Source organism: Staphylococcus aureus, from assembly GCF_001027105.1.
Classification (GTDB): domain Bacteria; phylum Bacillota; class Bacilli; order Staphylococcales; family Staphylococcaceae; genus Staphylococcus; species Staphylococcus aureus.
Map to the genome: position 1 here is coordinate 852,701 of NZ_CP011526.1, position 13,405 is coordinate 866,105.

Below are 13,405 nucleotides of genomic sequence, written 5' to 3' on the forward strand. Positions count from 1 at the left end.
GTGTTAAAAATGCCGAAAGAAAAATATTACTTATACCGAGAAGATGGCACAGAAGATATTAAGGTCATCAAGTATAAAGAGAATGAGAATGAAGTTTATTCGCTCACAGGAGCCCATTTCAGCGACGAAAAGAAAATTATGACTGATAGTGACCTAAAACGATTTAAAGGCGCTCACGGACTTCTATATGAGCAAGAGCTAGGTTTACAAGCAACGATATTTGATATTTAGAGGTGGACGATGAGTAAATACAACGCTAAGAAAGTTGAGTACAAAGGAATTGTATTTGATAGCAAAGTAGAGTGTGAATATTACCAATATTTAGAAAGTAATATGAATGGCACTAACTATGATCGTATCGAAATACAACCGAAATTCGAACTACAACCTAAATTTGGGAAGCAAAGACCGATTACGTATATAGCCGATTTCTCTTTGTGGAAGGAAGGGAAACTGGTCGAAGTTTTAGATGTTAAAGGTAAGGCGACTGAAGTTGCCAACATCAAAGCGAAGATATTCAGATATCAGTATAGAGATGTGAATTTAACGTGGATATGTAAAGCACCTAAGTACACAGGCAAAACATGGATTACTTACGAGGAATTAATTAAAGCAAGACGAGAACGCAAAAGAGAAATGAAGTGATCTAATGCAACAACAAGCATATATAAACGCAACGATTGATATAAGAATACCTACAGAAGTTGAATATAAGCATTTTGGTGATGTGGATAACGAAAAAGATGCGCTGGCAGATTACTTATATAACAATCCTAACGAAATACTAGAGTATGACAATTTAAAAATTAGAAACGTAAATATAGAGGTGGAATAAATGGCAAGAATTACCAAAGAAACAAAAACTGTAAGCGACGGTTATTCAAGAGAAGACCGAGAAACGACATTGAACTATGATTACGAAAATCAAGAATGGATTGCTTACTCATCGGTACCGACACATATTACTAGAATGACAAAGTTGTACGGCGATGATGTAGAGGTATTGGAACGATTAGAATCTGGGACTGCGGTATTGGTTAGGGCGAAACTACCTAAAAGCGCAATAGGTTTTAGAAAATTAATGTCTGAAGAGCGACGACAAGAATTATCTGAGAGAGCAAAAAGAGCTTTTGGTCATTAGTGCTCGTGAATATAGGGCGAAAAACGACCAAAAAGACACACTAATACTTTTTAGGATAAATAACATCCGGAGAAAAAAACATGAGCTTTAAAAATTTTAACACAGGATAAATACAGAGGTGGAATAAATGAGTATCGTAAAGATTAACGGTAAACCATATAAATTTACCGAACATGAAAATGAATTGATAAAAAAGAATGGTTTAACTCCAGGAATGGTTGCAAAAAGAGTACGAGGTGGCTGGGCGTTGTTAGAAGCCTTACATGCACCTTATGGTATGCGCTTAGCTGAGTATAAAGAAATTGTGTTATCCAAAATCATGGAGCGAGAGAGCAAAGAACGTGAAATGGCTAGGCAACGACGTAAAGAGGCTGAGCTAAGAAGAAAGAAGCCACATTTGTTTAATGTGCCACAAGTGCATCCAAGAGGACGTTATGCGTGCTACCTGATGGAAAACGACATATTCGTGAAAGTTAAGAAGTAGATCATGACAGATAACGCACGCAAAGAATACCTAAATCAATTCTTTGGATCTAAGAGATATCTGTATCAAGATAACGAACGAGTGGCACATATCCATGTAGTAAACGGCACTTATTACTTTCATGGGCATATCGTGCCAGGTTGGCAAAGTGTTAAAAAGACATTTGATACTGCTGAAGAGCTCGAAATATATATAAAGCAACATGGTTTGGAATACGAAGAACAGAAGGAACTAACTTTATTTTAGAGGAGGTTATGAAAGTGAACTATGAAACAGGGTTCCAACTAGGTGTAATGGAAGCTAGGTTGAAGAAGATGAGAAAACAACGTGATGCGTGCAAGAAGCAACGTGATGAGCTTATCGTGGATATAGCTAAGTTAAGAGAGCGTAACGAAGAGCTGGAGAACATGTGGCGCACAGTCAAAAATGAATTGCTTGGAAGATACGAATTTTACCGTTTTAGACTTAACGAACTACAGATTGAGAGTAGAGCGAACAAGGCAGTAGCTATAAACATGGGAGCTAAAATCAACGCAAGTGCTATATTGTACCGAATGGACAAATTAGACGGAACAAATGAGTTCTACGAATTTTTAGGACAAATGGAGGATGACACTAATGAATAACCGTGAACAAATAGAACAGTCCGTTATAAGTGCTAGTGCGTATAACGGCAATGACACAGAGGGATTACTAAAAGAGATTGAGGACGTGTATAAGAAAGCACAAGCGTTTGATGAAATACTTGAGGGTTTACCTAATGCTATGCAAGATGCACTCAAAGAAGATATTTATCTTGATGAAGCAGTAGGGATTATGACGGGTCAAGTTGTCTATAAATATGAGGAGGAACAGGAAAATGAGCATTAGTGTAGGAGACAAGGTTTTTAATCCAGAAACAAATTCAACTTTAGAAATTGTACAACTTGTTGGCGATATTAGAGACACGCATTACAAGTTATCTGACGGATCTATTATTAGTCTTATAGACTTTGTTGTTAAACCAATTCATTTAATCAAGGAGGCACAGGAAAATGACTAACACATTACAAGTGAAACTATTATCAAAAGACGCTAGAATGCCCGAACGAAATCATAAGACAGATGCAGGTTATGACATATTCTCAGCCGAAACCGTCGTACTTGAGCCGCAAGAAAAGGCAGTGATTAAAACAGATGTAGCTGTAAGTATACCAGAGGGCTATGTCGGGCTATTAACTAGCCGTAGTGGTGTAAGTAGTAAAACGTATTTAGTGATTGAAACAGGAAAGATAGACGCGGGATATCATGGTAATTTAGGGATTAATATCAAGAATGATATGGAGCATGACGGCATAACATCATTATACGAAGATTTAGACGACAAACTAGTAAATACTTTAGATATAAAAGGTAATTATATAAACGAAGGAGAAGGCGCTAGAAAGATATATAAAATCAACAAAGGCGACAAACTAGCTCAATTGGTTATCGTGCCTATATGGACACCGGAACTAAAGCAAGTGGAGGAATTCGAGAGTGTTTCAGAACGTGGAGCAAAAGGCTTCGGAAGTAGCGGAGTGTAAAGACATCTTAGATCGAGTCAAGGAGGTTTTGGGGAAGTGACACAATACTTAGTCACAACATTCAAAGATTCAACAGGACAACCACATGAACATTTTACTACTGCTAGAGATAATCAGACGTTTACAGTTGTTGAGGCAGAGAGTAAAGAAGAAGCGAAAGAAAAGTACGAGGCACAAGTTAAAAGAGATGCAATTATTAAATTAGGTCAGTTGTTTGAAAATATAAGGGAGTGTCGGAAATGACGGATGTTAAAATTAAAACTATTTCAGGTGGAGTTTATTTTGTAAAAACAGCTGAACCTTTTGAAAAATATGTTGAAAGAATGACGAGTTTTAATGGTTATATTTACGCAAGTACTATAATCAAGCAACCAACGTATATTAAAACAGATACGATTGAATCAATCACACTTATTGAGGAGCGTGGGAAATGAATCAGCTGAGAATTTTATTACATGACGGTAGTAGTTTGATATTACATGAAGATGAATTATTTAACGAAATAGTATTTGTTTTGGATGATTTTAGAAATGATGATGACTATTTAACGATAGAAAAAGATTATGGCAGAGAACTTGTATTGAACAAAGGTTATATAGTTGGGATTAATGTTGAGGAGGCAGACGATGACTAAACAAATATTAAGACTATTATTCTTACTAGCGATGTATGAGCTAGGTAAGTATGTAACGGAGCAAGTATATATTATGATGACGGCTAATGATGATGTAGAGATGCCGAGTGACTTCGCAAAGTTGAGCGATCAGTCTGATTTGATGAGGGCGGAGGTGTCAGAGTAGATGATGTGGTTAGTCATAGCAATTATATTACTAGTCATCTTATTGTTTGGTGTGATGTTGCAAGCTGAACAGTTAAAAGGCGATGTGAAAGTTAAAGAGCGGGAGATAGAGATATTAAGAAGTAGATTGAGACATTTTGAAGATTAAACATATTTGTACGGAGGGTATTCATGACTAAAAAGAAATACGGATTAAAATTATCAACAGTTCGGAAATTAGAAGACGAGTTGTGCGATTATCCTAATTATCATAAACAACTTGAAGATTTAAGAAGTGAAATAATGACACCGTGGATTCCAACAGATACAAATATAGGCGGGGAGTTTGTACCATCTAATACATCAAAAACAGAAATGGCAGTAACTAATTATCTTTGTAGTATACGAAGAGGTAAAATTCTTGAGTTTAAGAGTGCGATTGAACGTATAATCAACACATCAAGTAGGAAAGAACGCGAATTCATTCAAGAGTATTATTTTAATAAAAAGACTTTGATTGCGGTTTGTTATGACATACACATCTCTGAAAGTACAGCGCATAGAATCAAGAAGAAAATAGTGTCTAAACTAGCCGAAGAATTAGGAGAATACTAAATTTGACAGTAAAATGACAGTTTTTGACACCTATAACGAGATATTATGATAGTGTAGGATATTGACTATCTTACTGCGTTTCCCTTATCGCAATTAGGAATAAAGGATCTATGTGGGTTGGCTGATTATAGCCAATCCTTTTTTTAATTTTAAAAAGCGTATAGCGCGAGAGTTGGTGGTAAATGAAATGAACAAATTAACTAAAAAGCAACGTTTGTTTGCAGAAGTATATACAATACCTGGTACTGAATGTTATGGCAATGCTACTAAGTCAGCTGTGCATGCCGGATATAGCGAAAAGACGGCGTACTCACAAGGACAGCGTATGTTGAAGAATGTTGAAATTCAGAATTATATCAAGGAGGTTGAAACAAAACTCTTTGACGAGAATATTATGTCAGGTAAAGAAGTGTTGTATAGGCTAACTAGAACAGCTAGAGGAGAACACACGGAAGTTGAAGCTGTCGTAACAAAAACTGGAGACTATAAAGAGAATCCGGATACTGGCAAAATGCAATTAGTATACGATGAACACATACAACTTGTTACTAAGTCACCTAAAATAAGTGACCAAAACAAAGCCTTAGAGATGTTAGGTAGACATCACAAATTATTTACAGACAAACAAGAAGTCGACCACAAAATACCGATGTTTGTTGATAATATTCCGGAAGATGATTAGTCATGTATGAAATACTTGATCTAAAAAATAAAATCGGTGGTGGCTACAATAAGTTTTGGCACAACAAAAACTTTTACCGTGTTGTTAAAGGTTCAAGGGGTAGCAAGAAAAGTAAAACTACCGCTATTAATCTCATTTATCGAATAATGAAATATGATTGGGCAAATATACTTGTAGTCAGAAGATTTAGCAACACTAACAAACAATCAACGTATACAGATTTAAAGTGGGCAACTAACCAATTAGGCGTTGATCACTTATTTAAATTCAACGAAAGTTTGCCGGAAATAACGTATAAACCTACTGGACAAAAAATACTGTTTAGAGGTTTAGACGACCCATTGAAAATAACATCGATTACTGTTGATACAGGCATTTTGTGTTGGGCTTGGTTTGAAGAGGCTTATCAAATAGAAACATTCGCTAAGTTTAGCACTGTTGTTGAGTCAATACGTGGTAGCTACGATAGTCCGGAATTTTTCAAGCAAATCACAGTCACTTTTAACCCGTGGTCGGAAAGACATTGGTTGAAGCCTACATTTTTTGATGAAGAAACAAAATTAAACAATACTTTTTCAGATACAACAACTTATAGAGTTAATGAATGGCTAGATAAAGTCGATATTGAACGATATGAAGATTTGTATATAAAGAATCCTAGACGTGCAAGAATCGTTTGTGATGGAGATTGGGGTGTTGCAGAGGGGCTTGTATTCGATAATTTTAAAGTGGAAGACTTTGATTGGTTTGAGGAGTTTAAAAGAACGCAAGAAATAACTCACGGAATGGATTTTGGATTTAGTCAAGACCCTACAACAGTTGTTAGTACGGTTGTAGATTTAAAAAACAAAAAGTTATTCATCTATGATGAACACTATAAAAAAGCGATGTTAACTGATGATATAAAACAAATGCTTATTAAAAAAGGATTAGGTGATGTAGATATTGCAGCTGATTATGGGGCTGGTGGAGATAGAGTGATCAGTGAATTGAAATCTAAAGGGATTAAAGGTATAAGAAAAGCGTTGAAAGGCGCTAATACTATTTTACCAGGCATTCAATTCATTCAAGGCTTTGAAGTTATTATACACCCATCATGTGAACACGCTATTGAAGAGTTCAACACTTATACATTTGACCAAGATAATGATGGTAAGTGGTTGAACAAGCCTATAGATGCTAATAACCATATTATCGATGCATTGCGTTATAGTCTTGAGAAATATCATATCGTACGTAAAAAACGTAAAAAGAATATAGAAAGCAAAACAAAAGTAATTAAATCTCTAGGATTATAGGAGGGAACAAATGTTAAAGGCAAACGAATTTGAAACGGATACTGATTTACGAGAAAACAGAAATTACTTGTTTAACGATGAAGCTAATGTTGTTTACACATATGACGGGACAGAGTCTGATTTATTACAAAACATTAATGAAGTAAGTAAATACATTGAACATCACATGGATTACCAACGACCTAGATTAAAAGTGTTAAGTGATTATTACGAAGGTAAAACTAAGAATCTGGTTGAGTTAACACGACGCAAAGAAGAGTACATGGCAGATAACCGTGTAGCGCATGATTACGCATCTTATATTAGCGATTTTATTAACGGTTATTTCTTAGGTAATCCGATTCAATGTCAAGATGATGATAAAGATGTATTAGAAGCTATTGAGGCGTTCAATGATTTAAATGATGTTGAGTCACACAATAGATCTTTAGGATTAGATTTGTCAATTTATGGCAAAGCTTATGAGTTAATGATTAGAAACCAAGATGATGAAACGCGTTTATACAAGAGTGATGCAATGAGTACTTTTGTCATATACGACAATACAATTGAACGTAATAGTATCGCAGGAGTTAGATATTTAAGAACTAAACCAATAGACAAGACTGACGAAGATGAAGTGTTTACAGTTGATTTATTTACTTCTCACGGTGTTTATAGATATCTTACCAGTAGAACAAATGGATTGAAGCTCACACCACGTGAAAACGGTTTTGAATCACACTCTTTCGAACGTATGCCTATTACAGAATTTAGCAACAACGAAAGAAGAAAAGGGGATTATGAGAAAGTAATCACTTTAATTGATTTGTATGATAATGCTGAATCAGATACTGCTAACTATATGAGTGATTTAAATGACGCTATGTTACTTATTAAAGGTAATTTAAATTTAGATCCTGTAGAAGTTAGAAAACAAAAGGAAGCTAACGTGTTATTTTTAGAGCCAACCGTTTATGAGAATAGGGATACAGGTATCGAAACAGAAGGTTCAGTTGACGGCGGTTATATTTATAAACAATACGATGTACAAGGTACCGAAGCTTATAAAGACCGTTTGAACAGTGATATACACATGTTTACCAACACGCCTAACATGAAAGATGATAACTTTAGTGGCACTCAATCGGGCGAGGCAATGAAATACAAATTATTCGGATTAGAACAACGTACTAAAACTAAAGAAGGATTGTTCACTAAAGGGTTAAGACGTCGTGCTAAGTTGTTAGAGACAATACTTAAAAATACACGGTCGATTGACGCTAACAAAGATTTCAATACTGTTAGATACGTATACAACAGAAACTTACCTAAATCATTAATCGAAGAATTAAAAGCTTATATTGATTCTGGCGGGAAGATTAGTCAAACAACTTTAATGTCTCTATTCTCGTTCTTCCAAGACCCTGAATTGGAAGTCAAGAAAATAGAAGAAGATGAGAAAGAATCTATTAAAAAAGCTCAAAAAGGTATTTATAAAGACCCTAGAGACATCAATGATGACGAACAAGATGATGATACAAAAGATACTGTTGATAAAAAGGAATGATTGTAATTGCCTAACAAAAACACTCAAGAATATTGGGAAGAACGCGGACGCAAAGCAATCGAGAATGAGTTGAAGCGTGATAAAACTAAAGCTGAAGAAATAGAACGTATATTGAATATGATGATTAAGCGCATTGAAAAAGAAATCAATGCGTTTATTGTTAAGTACGGAGATTTTGCAGGCGTTACATTACAAGAAGCACAAAAGATTATTGATGAGTTCGATGTAAAAGCGTTTCAAGAAGAAGCAAAAAGATTGGTCGAAAACAAGGACTTTAGCGATAGAGCAAATGAAGAATTAAAGAAGTATAACACTAAGATGTATGTATCTAGAGAACAGATGTTAAAGATTCAAATAGAATTCTTAATTGCTTATGCAACAGCTCAAACAGAATTATCGATGAGGGAATATTTCGAATCAACAGCTTATCGTGTGTTCAGTGATCAAGCGGGTATTTTAGGTGAAGGTGTACAAGTAGCTAAAGAAGTTATAGATACAATCGTTGATACACAATTTCATGGTGTCGTTTGGTCAGAGCGATTATGGACTAATACTGAAGCGATGAAACAAGAAGTAGAAGAAATAATTGCTAATGTGGTTATTAGAGGTCGACATCCAAATGAATATGTTAAAGATATGCGCAAGCACCTAAACAAATTCGAAGGCACAGCAAGACAAAAGACTGCAGCAATTAAATCATTGCTTTATACGGAATCGGCACGTGTTCACGCACAATCAAGTATTGACAGCATGAAAGAAATTTCACCGGAAGGATATTATATGTATATTGCAAAAATTGATAGTAGAACAACTAAAGTATGCAAGGGGCTTAATGGAGAAATATTCAAAGTTAAAGACGCTAAAATTGGTGTTAATTTCTACCCTATGCATATCAATTGTCGTTCAGATTGTGCATTACTACCTAAATCTATGTGGCCGAAAAAACCAAACAAAAAACGACAAACAAAATACTTTGGAGGAAAAGTGAAAAGCGATGATTGATTTAAAAGTAAAAGTTTTTAAAGGCAAGTTAGCATTGTATGATAGTAAATTAAGTGTTTGGAGGATATTGGTATGAGCAATACTGACAAATACCTTAGAGACATAGCAAGAGAGTTAAAAGGTATACGTAAAGAGTTACAAAAGCGAAACGAAACAGTTATTATTGATGCAAACTTAGACAGCGTAAGGTCGGCAGTATTAGCCAATAAAGAAAAACCGAAATATAACGAACCACTCTTTTAATAGCTAGCACTTAATTGTGTTGGCTATTTTTTATGTCCAAAACGTGCTGATGACATAAAAAGCACGCATGGAAAAACAGTCGACAGACTATGAATGGAGGTATATCTCATGGAAGAAAATAAACTTAAGTTTAATTTGCAATTTTTTGCAGACCAATCAGATGATCCGGATGAACCAGGTGGAGATGGTAAAAAAAGAGATCCTGATAAGAAAGAAAATGACGAAGGTACTGAAATAACTTTCACGCCAGAGCAACAAAAGAAAGTTGATGAAATACTTGAACGTCGTGTAGCCCACGAAAAGAAAAAAGCTGATGAGTATGCAAGAGAAAAAGCAGAAGAAGCTGCTAAAGAAGCTGCTAAATTAGCGAAAATGAACAAGGATCAAAAAGATGAATATGAACGCGAGCAAATGGAAAAAGAGCTGGAGCAATTACGCTCAGAAAAACAATTAAATGAAATGCGTTCAGAAGCAAGGAAAATGTTAAGCGAAGCGGAAGTTGATTCATCAGATGAGGTTGTTAATTTAGTTGTAACAGATACTGCTGAACAAACTAAATTGAATGTTGAAGCTTTTTCTAATGCAGTAAAAAAAGCGGTTAATGAAGCGGTTAAGGTTAACGCTAGACAATCACCATTGACTGGTGGGGATTCATTTAATCATACGGCAAAAAACAAAACTCAAAACTTGGCTGAAATTGCTAAACAAAAAAGAATTATTAAAAATTAACGGAGGCATTTAAATGGAACAAACACAAAAATTAAAATTAAATTTGCAACATTTTGCGAGGAACAATGTTAAATCGCAAGTATTTAACCCTGATAATGTAATGATGCACGAAAAGAAAGATGGTACGTTGTTAAACGACTTTACAACACCTATCTTACAAGAGGTTATGGAAAACTCAAAAATCATGCAATTAGGTAAGTACGAACCAATGGAAGGTACTGAGAAGAAGTTTACTTTTTGGGCTGATAAACCAGGTGCTTACTGGGTAGGTGAAGGTCAAAAAATCGAAACGTCTAAGGCTACTTGGGTTAATGCTACAATGAGAGCGTTTAAATTAGGGGTTATCTTACCTGTAACAAAAGAATTCTTGAATTACACTTATTCACAGTTCTTTGAAGAAATGAAACCTATGATTGCTGAAGCTTTCTATAAAAAGTTTGACGAGGCAGGTATTTTGAATCAAGGTAACAATCCATTCGGTAAATCAATTGCGCAATCAATTGAAAAAACTAATAAGGTTATTAAAGGTGACTTCACACAAGATAACATTATTGATTTAGAGGCATTACTTGAAGATGACGAATTAGAAGCAAATGCGTTTATCTCAAAAACACAAAACAGAAGCTTGTTACGTAAAATTGTAGATCCTGAAACGAAAGAACGTATTTATGACCGTAACAGCGATTCGTTAGACGGTCTACCTGTGGTTAATCTTAAATCAAGTAACTTAAAACGTGGTGAATTAATCACTGGTGACTTCGACAAATTGATTTATGGTATCCCTCAATTAATCGAATACAAAATCGATGAAACCGCACAATTATCTACAGTTAAAAACGAAGATGGCACACCTGTAAACTTGTTTGAACAAGACATGGTGGCATTACGTGCAACTATGCATGTAGCATTGCATATCGCTGATGATAAAGCGTTTGCTAAGTTAGTTCCTGCTGACAAAAGAACAGATTCAGTTCCAGGAGAAGTTTAATAAATAATTAGGAGTGGTAACATGCCCGAAATCATTGGAATTGTTAAAGTAGATTTTACAGATTTAGAAGATAACAGACATGTCTATATGAAAGGGCATGTCTACCCTCGCAAAGGTTATGATCCTACAGATGAACGTATCAAAGCTTTAGCTAGTGTTGAAAATAAACGCAACGAACAAATGATTTACATTGTAAATGACAAATTAACCAAAAAAGAACTTGTCGAAATAGCAAGTGTTGCTGGCTTACAAGTTTATGAAAAACAAACAAAAGCTGAAATTATCAACACTTTTGAGTCGCTAGAGTAGGTGGTTATATGACTACGCTAGCTGATGTAAAAAAACGTATTGGTCTTAAAGATGAAAAGCAAGATGAACAATTAGAGGAAATTATAAAAAGTTGTGAAAGCCAGTTGTTATCAATGTTACCTATTGAAGTTGAACAAATACCGGAAAGGTTTAGTTACATGATTAAAGAAGTTGCAGTTAAACGCTACAACAGGATTGGTGCTGAAGGTATGACATCAGAAGCGGTTGACGGACGTAGCAATGCGTATGAATTGAACGATTTCAAGGAGTATGAAGCTATTATTGATAATTACTTTAATGCTAGAACGAGAACTAAAAAAGGAAGGGCTGTGTTCTTTTGAGATATGAAGATAGAGTTATTTTTCAATTAGAACAAGTAACAACTTACAATCCTAAAACTAGCAAAAAAGAAAACGCACTAATCACTTATGATGCGATACCATGCAATATTAACCCCATTTCTAGAGCAAGAAAGCAACTTGAATTTGGCGATGTAAAAAACGATGTAAGTGTCCTGAGGATAAAAGAATCAATATCTTACCCTGTTAGCCACGTGTTGGTTAATGGCATTCGCTACAAGATAGTTGATACAAGGATATACAGACACGAAACGTCATATTATATCGAAGAGGTCAATTGATGAATATAGATGGATTAGACGCACTGTTAAACCAATTTCACGATATGAAAACCAACATTGATGATGATGTAGATGATATTTTACAGGAAAACGCCAAAGAATATGTAGTACGAGCTAAATTGAAAGCTAGAGAAGTAATGAATAAGGGTTATTGGACTGGTAATTTATCACGCAATATCAGATATAAAAAAACTGGCGATTTGCAATACACTATCACATCGCATGCAGCTTATAGTGGTTTCTTAGAGTTTGGTACTCGATACATGGAGGCAGAACCTTTTATGTGGCCAGTATATGAGGTAATAAGAAAATCGACTGTAGAAGAATTGAAAGCGTTGTTTGAATAGGAGATAAAAGCATGACACCGAACTTACAACTTTATAATAAAGCGTATGAAACGCTACAAGGATATGGATTCCCTGTTATTTCTCGTAAAGAGATGCAACAAGAGATTCCGTATCCTTTTTTTGTAATAAAAATGCCGGAGTCAAATAGAAGTAAGTACACGTTTGATAGTTATTCTGGCGATACGAATTTAGTTATTGATATTTGGAGTGTAAGCGATGATTTAGGACATCATGACGGACTTGTTAAAAGGTGTATCGATGATTTAACACCTAGCGTTAAAACAAACGATTATGACTTTGAAGAAGATGATACTAACATCGCACAGTTAGTCGATGATACTACTAATCAAGAATTGCTACACACATCAATAACGATATCTTACAAAACATTTTAAAAAACGGAGGAATATTGAATGGCGAATATGAAAAATAGTAATGACCGTATTATTTTGTTTAGAAAAGCTGGCGAAAAAGTAGATGCTACTAAAATGCTTTTTTTAACTGAATACGGCTTATCACATGAAGCTGATACAGATACAGAGGATACGATGGATGGGTCTTATAACACTGGTGGTTCAGTTGAATCAACAATGTCTGGTACTGCTAAAATGTTTTATGGTGACGATTTTGCAGATGAAATTGAAGATGCAGTTGTAGATCGCGTATTGTATGAGGCTTGGGAAGTTGAAAGTAGAATACCAGGCAAAAATGGAGATGCTACTAAATTTAAAGCGAAATATTTCCAAGGTTTCCACAATAAATTTGAATTAAAAGCAGAAGCTAACGGTATTGATGAATATGAATATGAATATGGAGTGAATGGTCGTTTCCAACGTGGATTTGCAACACTACCTGAGGCTGTAACAAAGAAACTTAAGGCGACTGGATACAGATTCCATGACACTACAAAAGCAGATGCGTTAACTGGCGAAGATTTAACAGCAATTCCACAACCTAAGGTAGATTCATCAACGGTTACACCAGGAGAGGTATAAAAATAGGGCGTTAAGCCCTATTTATTTTGTTTAAATTAAT

29 protein-coding genes and 1 pseudogene are annotated in these 13,405 nt (G+C 35.0%); all 30 read left to right on the forward strand.

What is annotated here, in order from left to right:
* Nucleotides 1-9: 9 nt before the first annotated feature.
* The 30 genes and pseudogenes from AA076_RS04240 (at nt 10) to AA076_RS04380 (ending at nt 13,365) form a co-directional block, all read left to right on the forward strand.
* Nucleotides 10-231: a DUF3269 family protein gene (locus AA076_RS04240; RefSeq protein ID WP_001123695.1), complete on the forward strand. Its 222-nt coding sequence runs from the start codon at nt 10-12 to the stop codon at nt 229-231.
* Nucleotides 232-240: 9 nt separating this feature from the next.
* The gene (locus AA076_RS04245) at nt 241-645 is read left to right on the forward strand and encodes a DUF1064 domain-containing protein (RefSeq protein ID WP_001836225.1); all 405 of its coding nucleotides are present in this window, start codon (nt 241-243) and stop codon (nt 643-645) included.
* 4 nt (nt 646-649) lie between these two features.
* On the forward strand, nt 650-835 hold the full coding sequence (locus tag AA076_RS04250; RefSeq protein ID WP_001187243.1) for a DUF3113 family protein: 186 nt from the start codon (nt 650-652) through the stop codon (nt 833-835).
* Nucleotides 836-1,141, forward strand: coding sequence for a hypothetical protein (locus tag AA076_RS04255; protein ID WP_000101252.1), 306 nt, complete (start codon nt 836-838; stop codon nt 1,139-1,141).
* Nucleotides 1,142-1,268: 127 nt separating this feature from the next.
* Nucleotides 1,269-1,625: an SA1788 family PVL leukocidin-associated protein gene (locus AA076_RS04260; protein WP_000029376.1), complete on the forward strand. Its 357-nt coding sequence runs from the start codon at nt 1,269-1,271 to the stop codon at nt 1,623-1,625.
* A gap of 3 nt (nt 1,626-1,628) precedes the next feature.
* On the forward strand, nt 1,629-1,871 hold the full coding sequence (locus AA076_RS04265) for an SAV1978 family virulence-associated passenger protein (protein WP_001562543.1): 243 nt from the start codon (nt 1,629-1,631) through the stop codon (nt 1,869-1,871).
* Nucleotides 1,872-1,879: 8 nt separating this feature from the next.
* A complete protein-coding gene (locus tag AA076_RS04270) occupies nt 1,880-2,251 on the forward strand; it encodes a hypothetical protein (protein WP_001557190.1) in 372 nt (123 codons plus the stop codon).
* Nucleotides 2,244-2,495, forward strand: a complete 252-nt coding sequence (gene higB / locus AA076_RS04275; RefSeq protein ID WP_001836226.1) for a type II toxin-antitoxin system toxin HigB — start codon at nt 2,244-2,246, stop codon at nt 2,493-2,495. Before AA076_RS04270 ends, higB begins: the two co-directional genes overlap by 8 nt.
* Nucleotides 2,485-2,667, forward strand: a complete 183-nt coding sequence (gene higA, locus AA076_RS04280) for a type II toxin-antitoxin system antitoxin HigA (protein WP_000028421.1) — start codon at nt 2,485-2,487, stop codon at nt 2,665-2,667. The genes higB and higA overlap by 11 nt, the downstream gene beginning before the upstream one ends.
* On the forward strand, nt 2,660-3,190 hold the full coding sequence (locus tag AA076_RS04285; RefSeq protein ID WP_000185651.1) for a dUTP diphosphatase: 531 nt from the start codon (nt 2,660-2,662) through the stop codon (nt 3,188-3,190). The genes higA and AA076_RS04285 overlap by 8 nt, the downstream gene beginning before the upstream one ends.
* 36 nt (nt 3,191-3,226) lie before the next feature.
* Nucleotides 3,227-3,433, forward strand: a complete 207-nt coding sequence (locus AA076_RS04290; protein WP_000195785.1) for a DUF1381 domain-containing protein — start codon at nt 3,227-3,229, stop codon at nt 3,431-3,433.
* Nucleotides 3,430-3,624, forward strand: a complete 195-nt coding sequence (locus AA076_RS04295; RefSeq protein ID WP_000132920.1) for a hypothetical protein — start codon at nt 3,430-3,432, stop codon at nt 3,622-3,624. The genes AA076_RS04290 and AA076_RS04295 overlap by 4 nt, the downstream gene beginning before the upstream one ends.
* Nucleotides 3,621-3,824: a hypothetical protein gene (locus tag AA076_RS04300; RefSeq protein WP_001072794.1), complete on the forward strand. Its 204-nt coding sequence runs from the start codon at nt 3,621-3,623 to the stop codon at nt 3,822-3,824. Before AA076_RS04295 ends, AA076_RS04300 begins: the two co-directional genes overlap by 4 nt.
* A complete protein-coding gene (gene rinB, locus AA076_RS04305) occupies nt 3,817-3,990 on the forward strand; it encodes a transcriptional activator RinB (RefSeq protein ID WP_001657250.1) in 174 nt (57 codons plus the stop codon). The genes AA076_RS04300 and rinB overlap by 8 nt, the downstream gene beginning before the upstream one ends.
* Entirely contained in the window at nt 3,991-4,137 is a 147-nt protein-coding gene (locus AA076_RS14645; RefSeq protein WP_000990005.1) for a hypothetical protein, read from the forward strand.
* Nucleotides 4,138-4,160: 23 nt separating this feature from the next.
* Complete coding sequence (locus AA076_RS04315; RefSeq protein WP_000162701.1) at nt 4,161-4,583, forward strand: RinA family phage transcriptional activator; 423 nt, start codon at nt 4,161-4,163, stop codon at nt 4,581-4,583.
* A gap of 187 nt (nt 4,584-4,770) precedes the next feature.
* The gene (locus AA076_RS04320; protein WP_001038244.1) at nt 4,771-5,265 is read left to right on the forward strand and encodes a terminase small subunit; all 495 of its coding nucleotides are present in this window, start codon (nt 4,771-4,773) and stop codon (nt 5,263-5,265) included.
* A 2-nt stretch (nt 5,266-5,267) separates the two neighbouring features.
* Complete coding sequence (locus AA076_RS04325) at nt 5,268-6,563, forward strand: PBSX family phage terminase large subunit (protein ID WP_001836232.1); 1,296 nt, start codon at nt 5,268-5,270, stop codon at nt 6,561-6,563.
* Nucleotides 6,564-6,573: 10 nt separating this feature from the next.
* Complete coding sequence (locus AA076_RS04330) at nt 6,574-8,112, forward strand: phage portal protein (protein ID WP_000909970.1); 1,539 nt, start codon at nt 6,574-6,576, stop codon at nt 8,110-8,112.
* Nucleotides 8,113-8,118: 6 nt separating this feature from the next.
* Entirely contained in the window at nt 8,119-9,114 is a 996-nt protein-coding gene (locus tag AA076_RS04335; protein ID WP_001133044.1) for a minor capsid protein, read from the forward strand.
* 72 nt (nt 9,115-9,186) lie between these two features.
* Nucleotides 9,187-9,357 (forward strand): hypothetical protein, encoded by a 171-nt coding sequence (locus AA076_RS14650; RefSeq protein WP_000072208.1) that lies wholly within the window; start codon nt 9,187-9,189, stop codon nt 9,355-9,357.
* Nucleotides 9,358-9,384: 27 nt separating this feature from the next.
* Nucleotides 9,385-9,472 (forward strand): annotated as a pseudogene (locus AA076_RS16125) (hypothetical protein); the annotation flags it as partial.
* A complete protein-coding gene (locus tag AA076_RS04345; protein WP_000392146.1) occupies nt 9,466-10,086 on the forward strand; it encodes a DUF4355 domain-containing protein in 621 nt (206 codons plus the stop codon). The pseudogene AA076_RS16125 and the gene AA076_RS04345, both read left to right, overlap by 7 nt.
* 13 nt (nt 10,087-10,099) lie before the next feature.
* On the forward strand, nt 10,100-11,074 hold the full coding sequence (locus AA076_RS04350) for a phage major capsid protein (RefSeq protein ID WP_001836233.1): 975 nt from the start codon (nt 10,100-10,102) through the stop codon (nt 11,072-11,074).
* Between the two features lie 21 nt (nt 11,075-11,095).
* The gene (locus tag AA076_RS04355) at nt 11,096-11,383 is read left to right on the forward strand and encodes a hypothetical protein (RefSeq protein WP_001836234.1); all 288 of its coding nucleotides are present in this window, start codon (nt 11,096-11,098) and stop codon (nt 11,381-11,383) included.
* Nucleotides 11,384-11,391: 8 nt separating this feature from the next.
* Nucleotides 11,392-11,724 (forward strand): phage head-tail connector protein, encoded by a 333-nt coding sequence (locus AA076_RS04360; RefSeq protein ID WP_000208960.1) that lies wholly within the window; start codon nt 11,392-11,394, stop codon nt 11,722-11,724.
* On the forward strand, nt 11,721-12,023 hold the full coding sequence (locus AA076_RS04365) for a hypothetical protein (RefSeq protein ID WP_025175363.1): 303 nt from the start codon (nt 11,721-11,723) through the stop codon (nt 12,021-12,023). Before AA076_RS04360 ends, AA076_RS04365 begins: the two co-directional genes overlap by 4 nt.
* Nucleotides 12,023-12,370, forward strand: a complete 348-nt coding sequence (locus AA076_RS04370) for an HK97-gp10 family putative phage morphogenesis protein (RefSeq protein ID WP_001017815.1) — start codon at nt 12,023-12,025, stop codon at nt 12,368-12,370. Before AA076_RS04365 ends, AA076_RS04370 begins: the two co-directional genes overlap by 1 nt.
* 11 nt (nt 12,371-12,381) lie before the next feature.
* Nucleotides 12,382-12,765: a hypothetical protein gene (locus AA076_RS04375; protein ID WP_000188649.1), complete on the forward strand. Its 384-nt coding sequence runs from the start codon at nt 12,382-12,384 to the stop codon at nt 12,763-12,765.
* Between the two features lie 18 nt (nt 12,766-12,783).
* Nucleotides 12,784-13,365 (forward strand): phage major tail protein, TP901-1 family, encoded by a 582-nt coding sequence (locus tag AA076_RS04380; protein ID WP_000002577.1) that lies wholly within the window; start codon nt 12,784-12,786, stop codon nt 13,363-13,365.
* Nucleotides 13,366-13,405: the final 40 nt, after the last annotated feature.

Bases quoted from the DNA above. Each gene is read 5' to 3' on its own strand.
- AA076_RS04240 (WP_001123695.1), top strand. From the start codon at position 10: ATGCCGAAAGAAAAATATTACTTATACCGAGAAGATGGCACAGAAGAT.
- AA076_RS04245 (WP_001836225.1), top strand. From the start codon at position 241: ATGAGTAAATACAACGCTAAGAAAGTTGAGTACAAAGGAATTGTATTT.
- AA076_RS04250 (WP_001187243.1), top strand. From the start codon at position 650: ATGCAACAACAAGCATATATAAACGCAACGATTGATATAAGAATACCT.
- AA076_RS04255 (WP_000101252.1), top strand. From the start codon at position 836: ATGGCAAGAATTACCAAAGAAACAAAAACTGTAAGCGACGGTTATTCA.
- AA076_RS04260 (WP_000029376.1), top strand. From the start codon at position 1,269: ATGAGTATCGTAAAGATTAACGGTAAACCATATAAATTTACCGAACAT.
- AA076_RS04265 (WP_001562543.1), top strand. From the start codon at position 1,629: ATGACAGATAACGCACGCAAAGAATACCTAAATCAATTCTTTGGATCT.
- AA076_RS04270 (WP_001557190.1), top strand. From the start codon at position 1,880: ATGAAAGTGAACTATGAAACAGGGTTCCAACTAGGTGTAATGGAAGCT.
- higB (WP_001836226.1), top strand. From the start codon at position 2,244: ATGAATAACCGTGAACAAATAGAACAGTCCGTTATAAGTGCTAGTGCG.
- higA (WP_000028421.1), top strand. From the start codon at position 2,485: ATGAGCATTAGTGTAGGAGACAAGGTTTTTAATCCAGAAACAAATTCA.
- AA076_RS04285 (WP_000185651.1), top strand. From the start codon at position 2,660: ATGACTAACACATTACAAGTGAAACTATTATCAAAAGACGCTAGAATG.
- AA076_RS04295 (WP_000132920.1), top strand. From the start codon at position 3,430: ATGACGGATGTTAAAATTAAAACTATTTCAGGTGGAGTTTATTTTGTA.
- AA076_RS04300 (WP_001072794.1), top strand. From the start codon at position 3,621: ATGAATCAGCTGAGAATTTTATTACATGACGGTAGTAGTTTGATATTA.
- rinB (WP_001657250.1), top strand. From the start codon at position 3,817: ATGACTAAACAAATATTAAGACTATTATTCTTACTAGCGATGTATGAG.
- AA076_RS14645 (WP_000990005.1), top strand. From the start codon at position 3,991: ATGATGTGGTTAGTCATAGCAATTATATTACTAGTCATCTTATTGTTT.
- AA076_RS04315 (WP_000162701.1), top strand. From the start codon at position 4,161: ATGACTAAAAAGAAATACGGATTAAAATTATCAACAGTTCGGAAATTA.
- AA076_RS04320 (WP_001038244.1), top strand. From the start codon at position 4,771: ATGAACAAATTAACTAAAAAGCAACGTTTGTTTGCAGAAGTATATACA.
- AA076_RS04325 (WP_001836232.1), top strand. From the start codon at position 5,268: ATGTATGAAATACTTGATCTAAAAAATAAAATCGGTGGTGGCTACAAT.
- AA076_RS04330 (WP_000909970.1), top strand. From the start codon at position 6,574: ATGTTAAAGGCAAACGAATTTGAAACGGATACTGATTTACGAGAAAAC.
- AA076_RS14650 (WP_000072208.1), top strand. From the start codon at position 9,187: ATGAGCAATACTGACAAATACCTTAGAGACATAGCAAGAGAGTTAAAA.
- AA076_RS04345 (WP_000392146.1), top strand. From the start codon at position 9,466: ATGGAAGAAAATAAACTTAAGTTTAATTTGCAATTTTTTGCAGACCAA.
- AA076_RS04350 (WP_001836233.1), top strand. From the start codon at position 10,100: ATGGAACAAACACAAAAATTAAAATTAAATTTGCAACATTTTGCGAGG.
- AA076_RS04355 (WP_001836234.1), top strand. From the start codon at position 11,096: ATGCCCGAAATCATTGGAATTGTTAAAGTAGATTTTACAGATTTAGAA.
- AA076_RS04360 (WP_000208960.1), top strand. From the start codon at position 11,392: ATGACTACGCTAGCTGATGTAAAAAAACGTATTGGTCTTAAAGATGAA.
- AA076_RS04370 (WP_001017815.1), top strand. From the start codon at position 12,023: ATGAATATAGATGGATTAGACGCACTGTTAAACCAATTTCACGATATG.
- AA076_RS04375 (WP_000188649.1), top strand. From the start codon at position 12,382: ATGACACCGAACTTACAACTTTATAATAAAGCGTATGAAACGCTACAA.
- AA076_RS04380 (WP_000002577.1), top strand. From the start codon at position 12,784: ATGGCGAATATGAAAAATAGTAATGACCGTATTATTTTGTTTAGAAAA.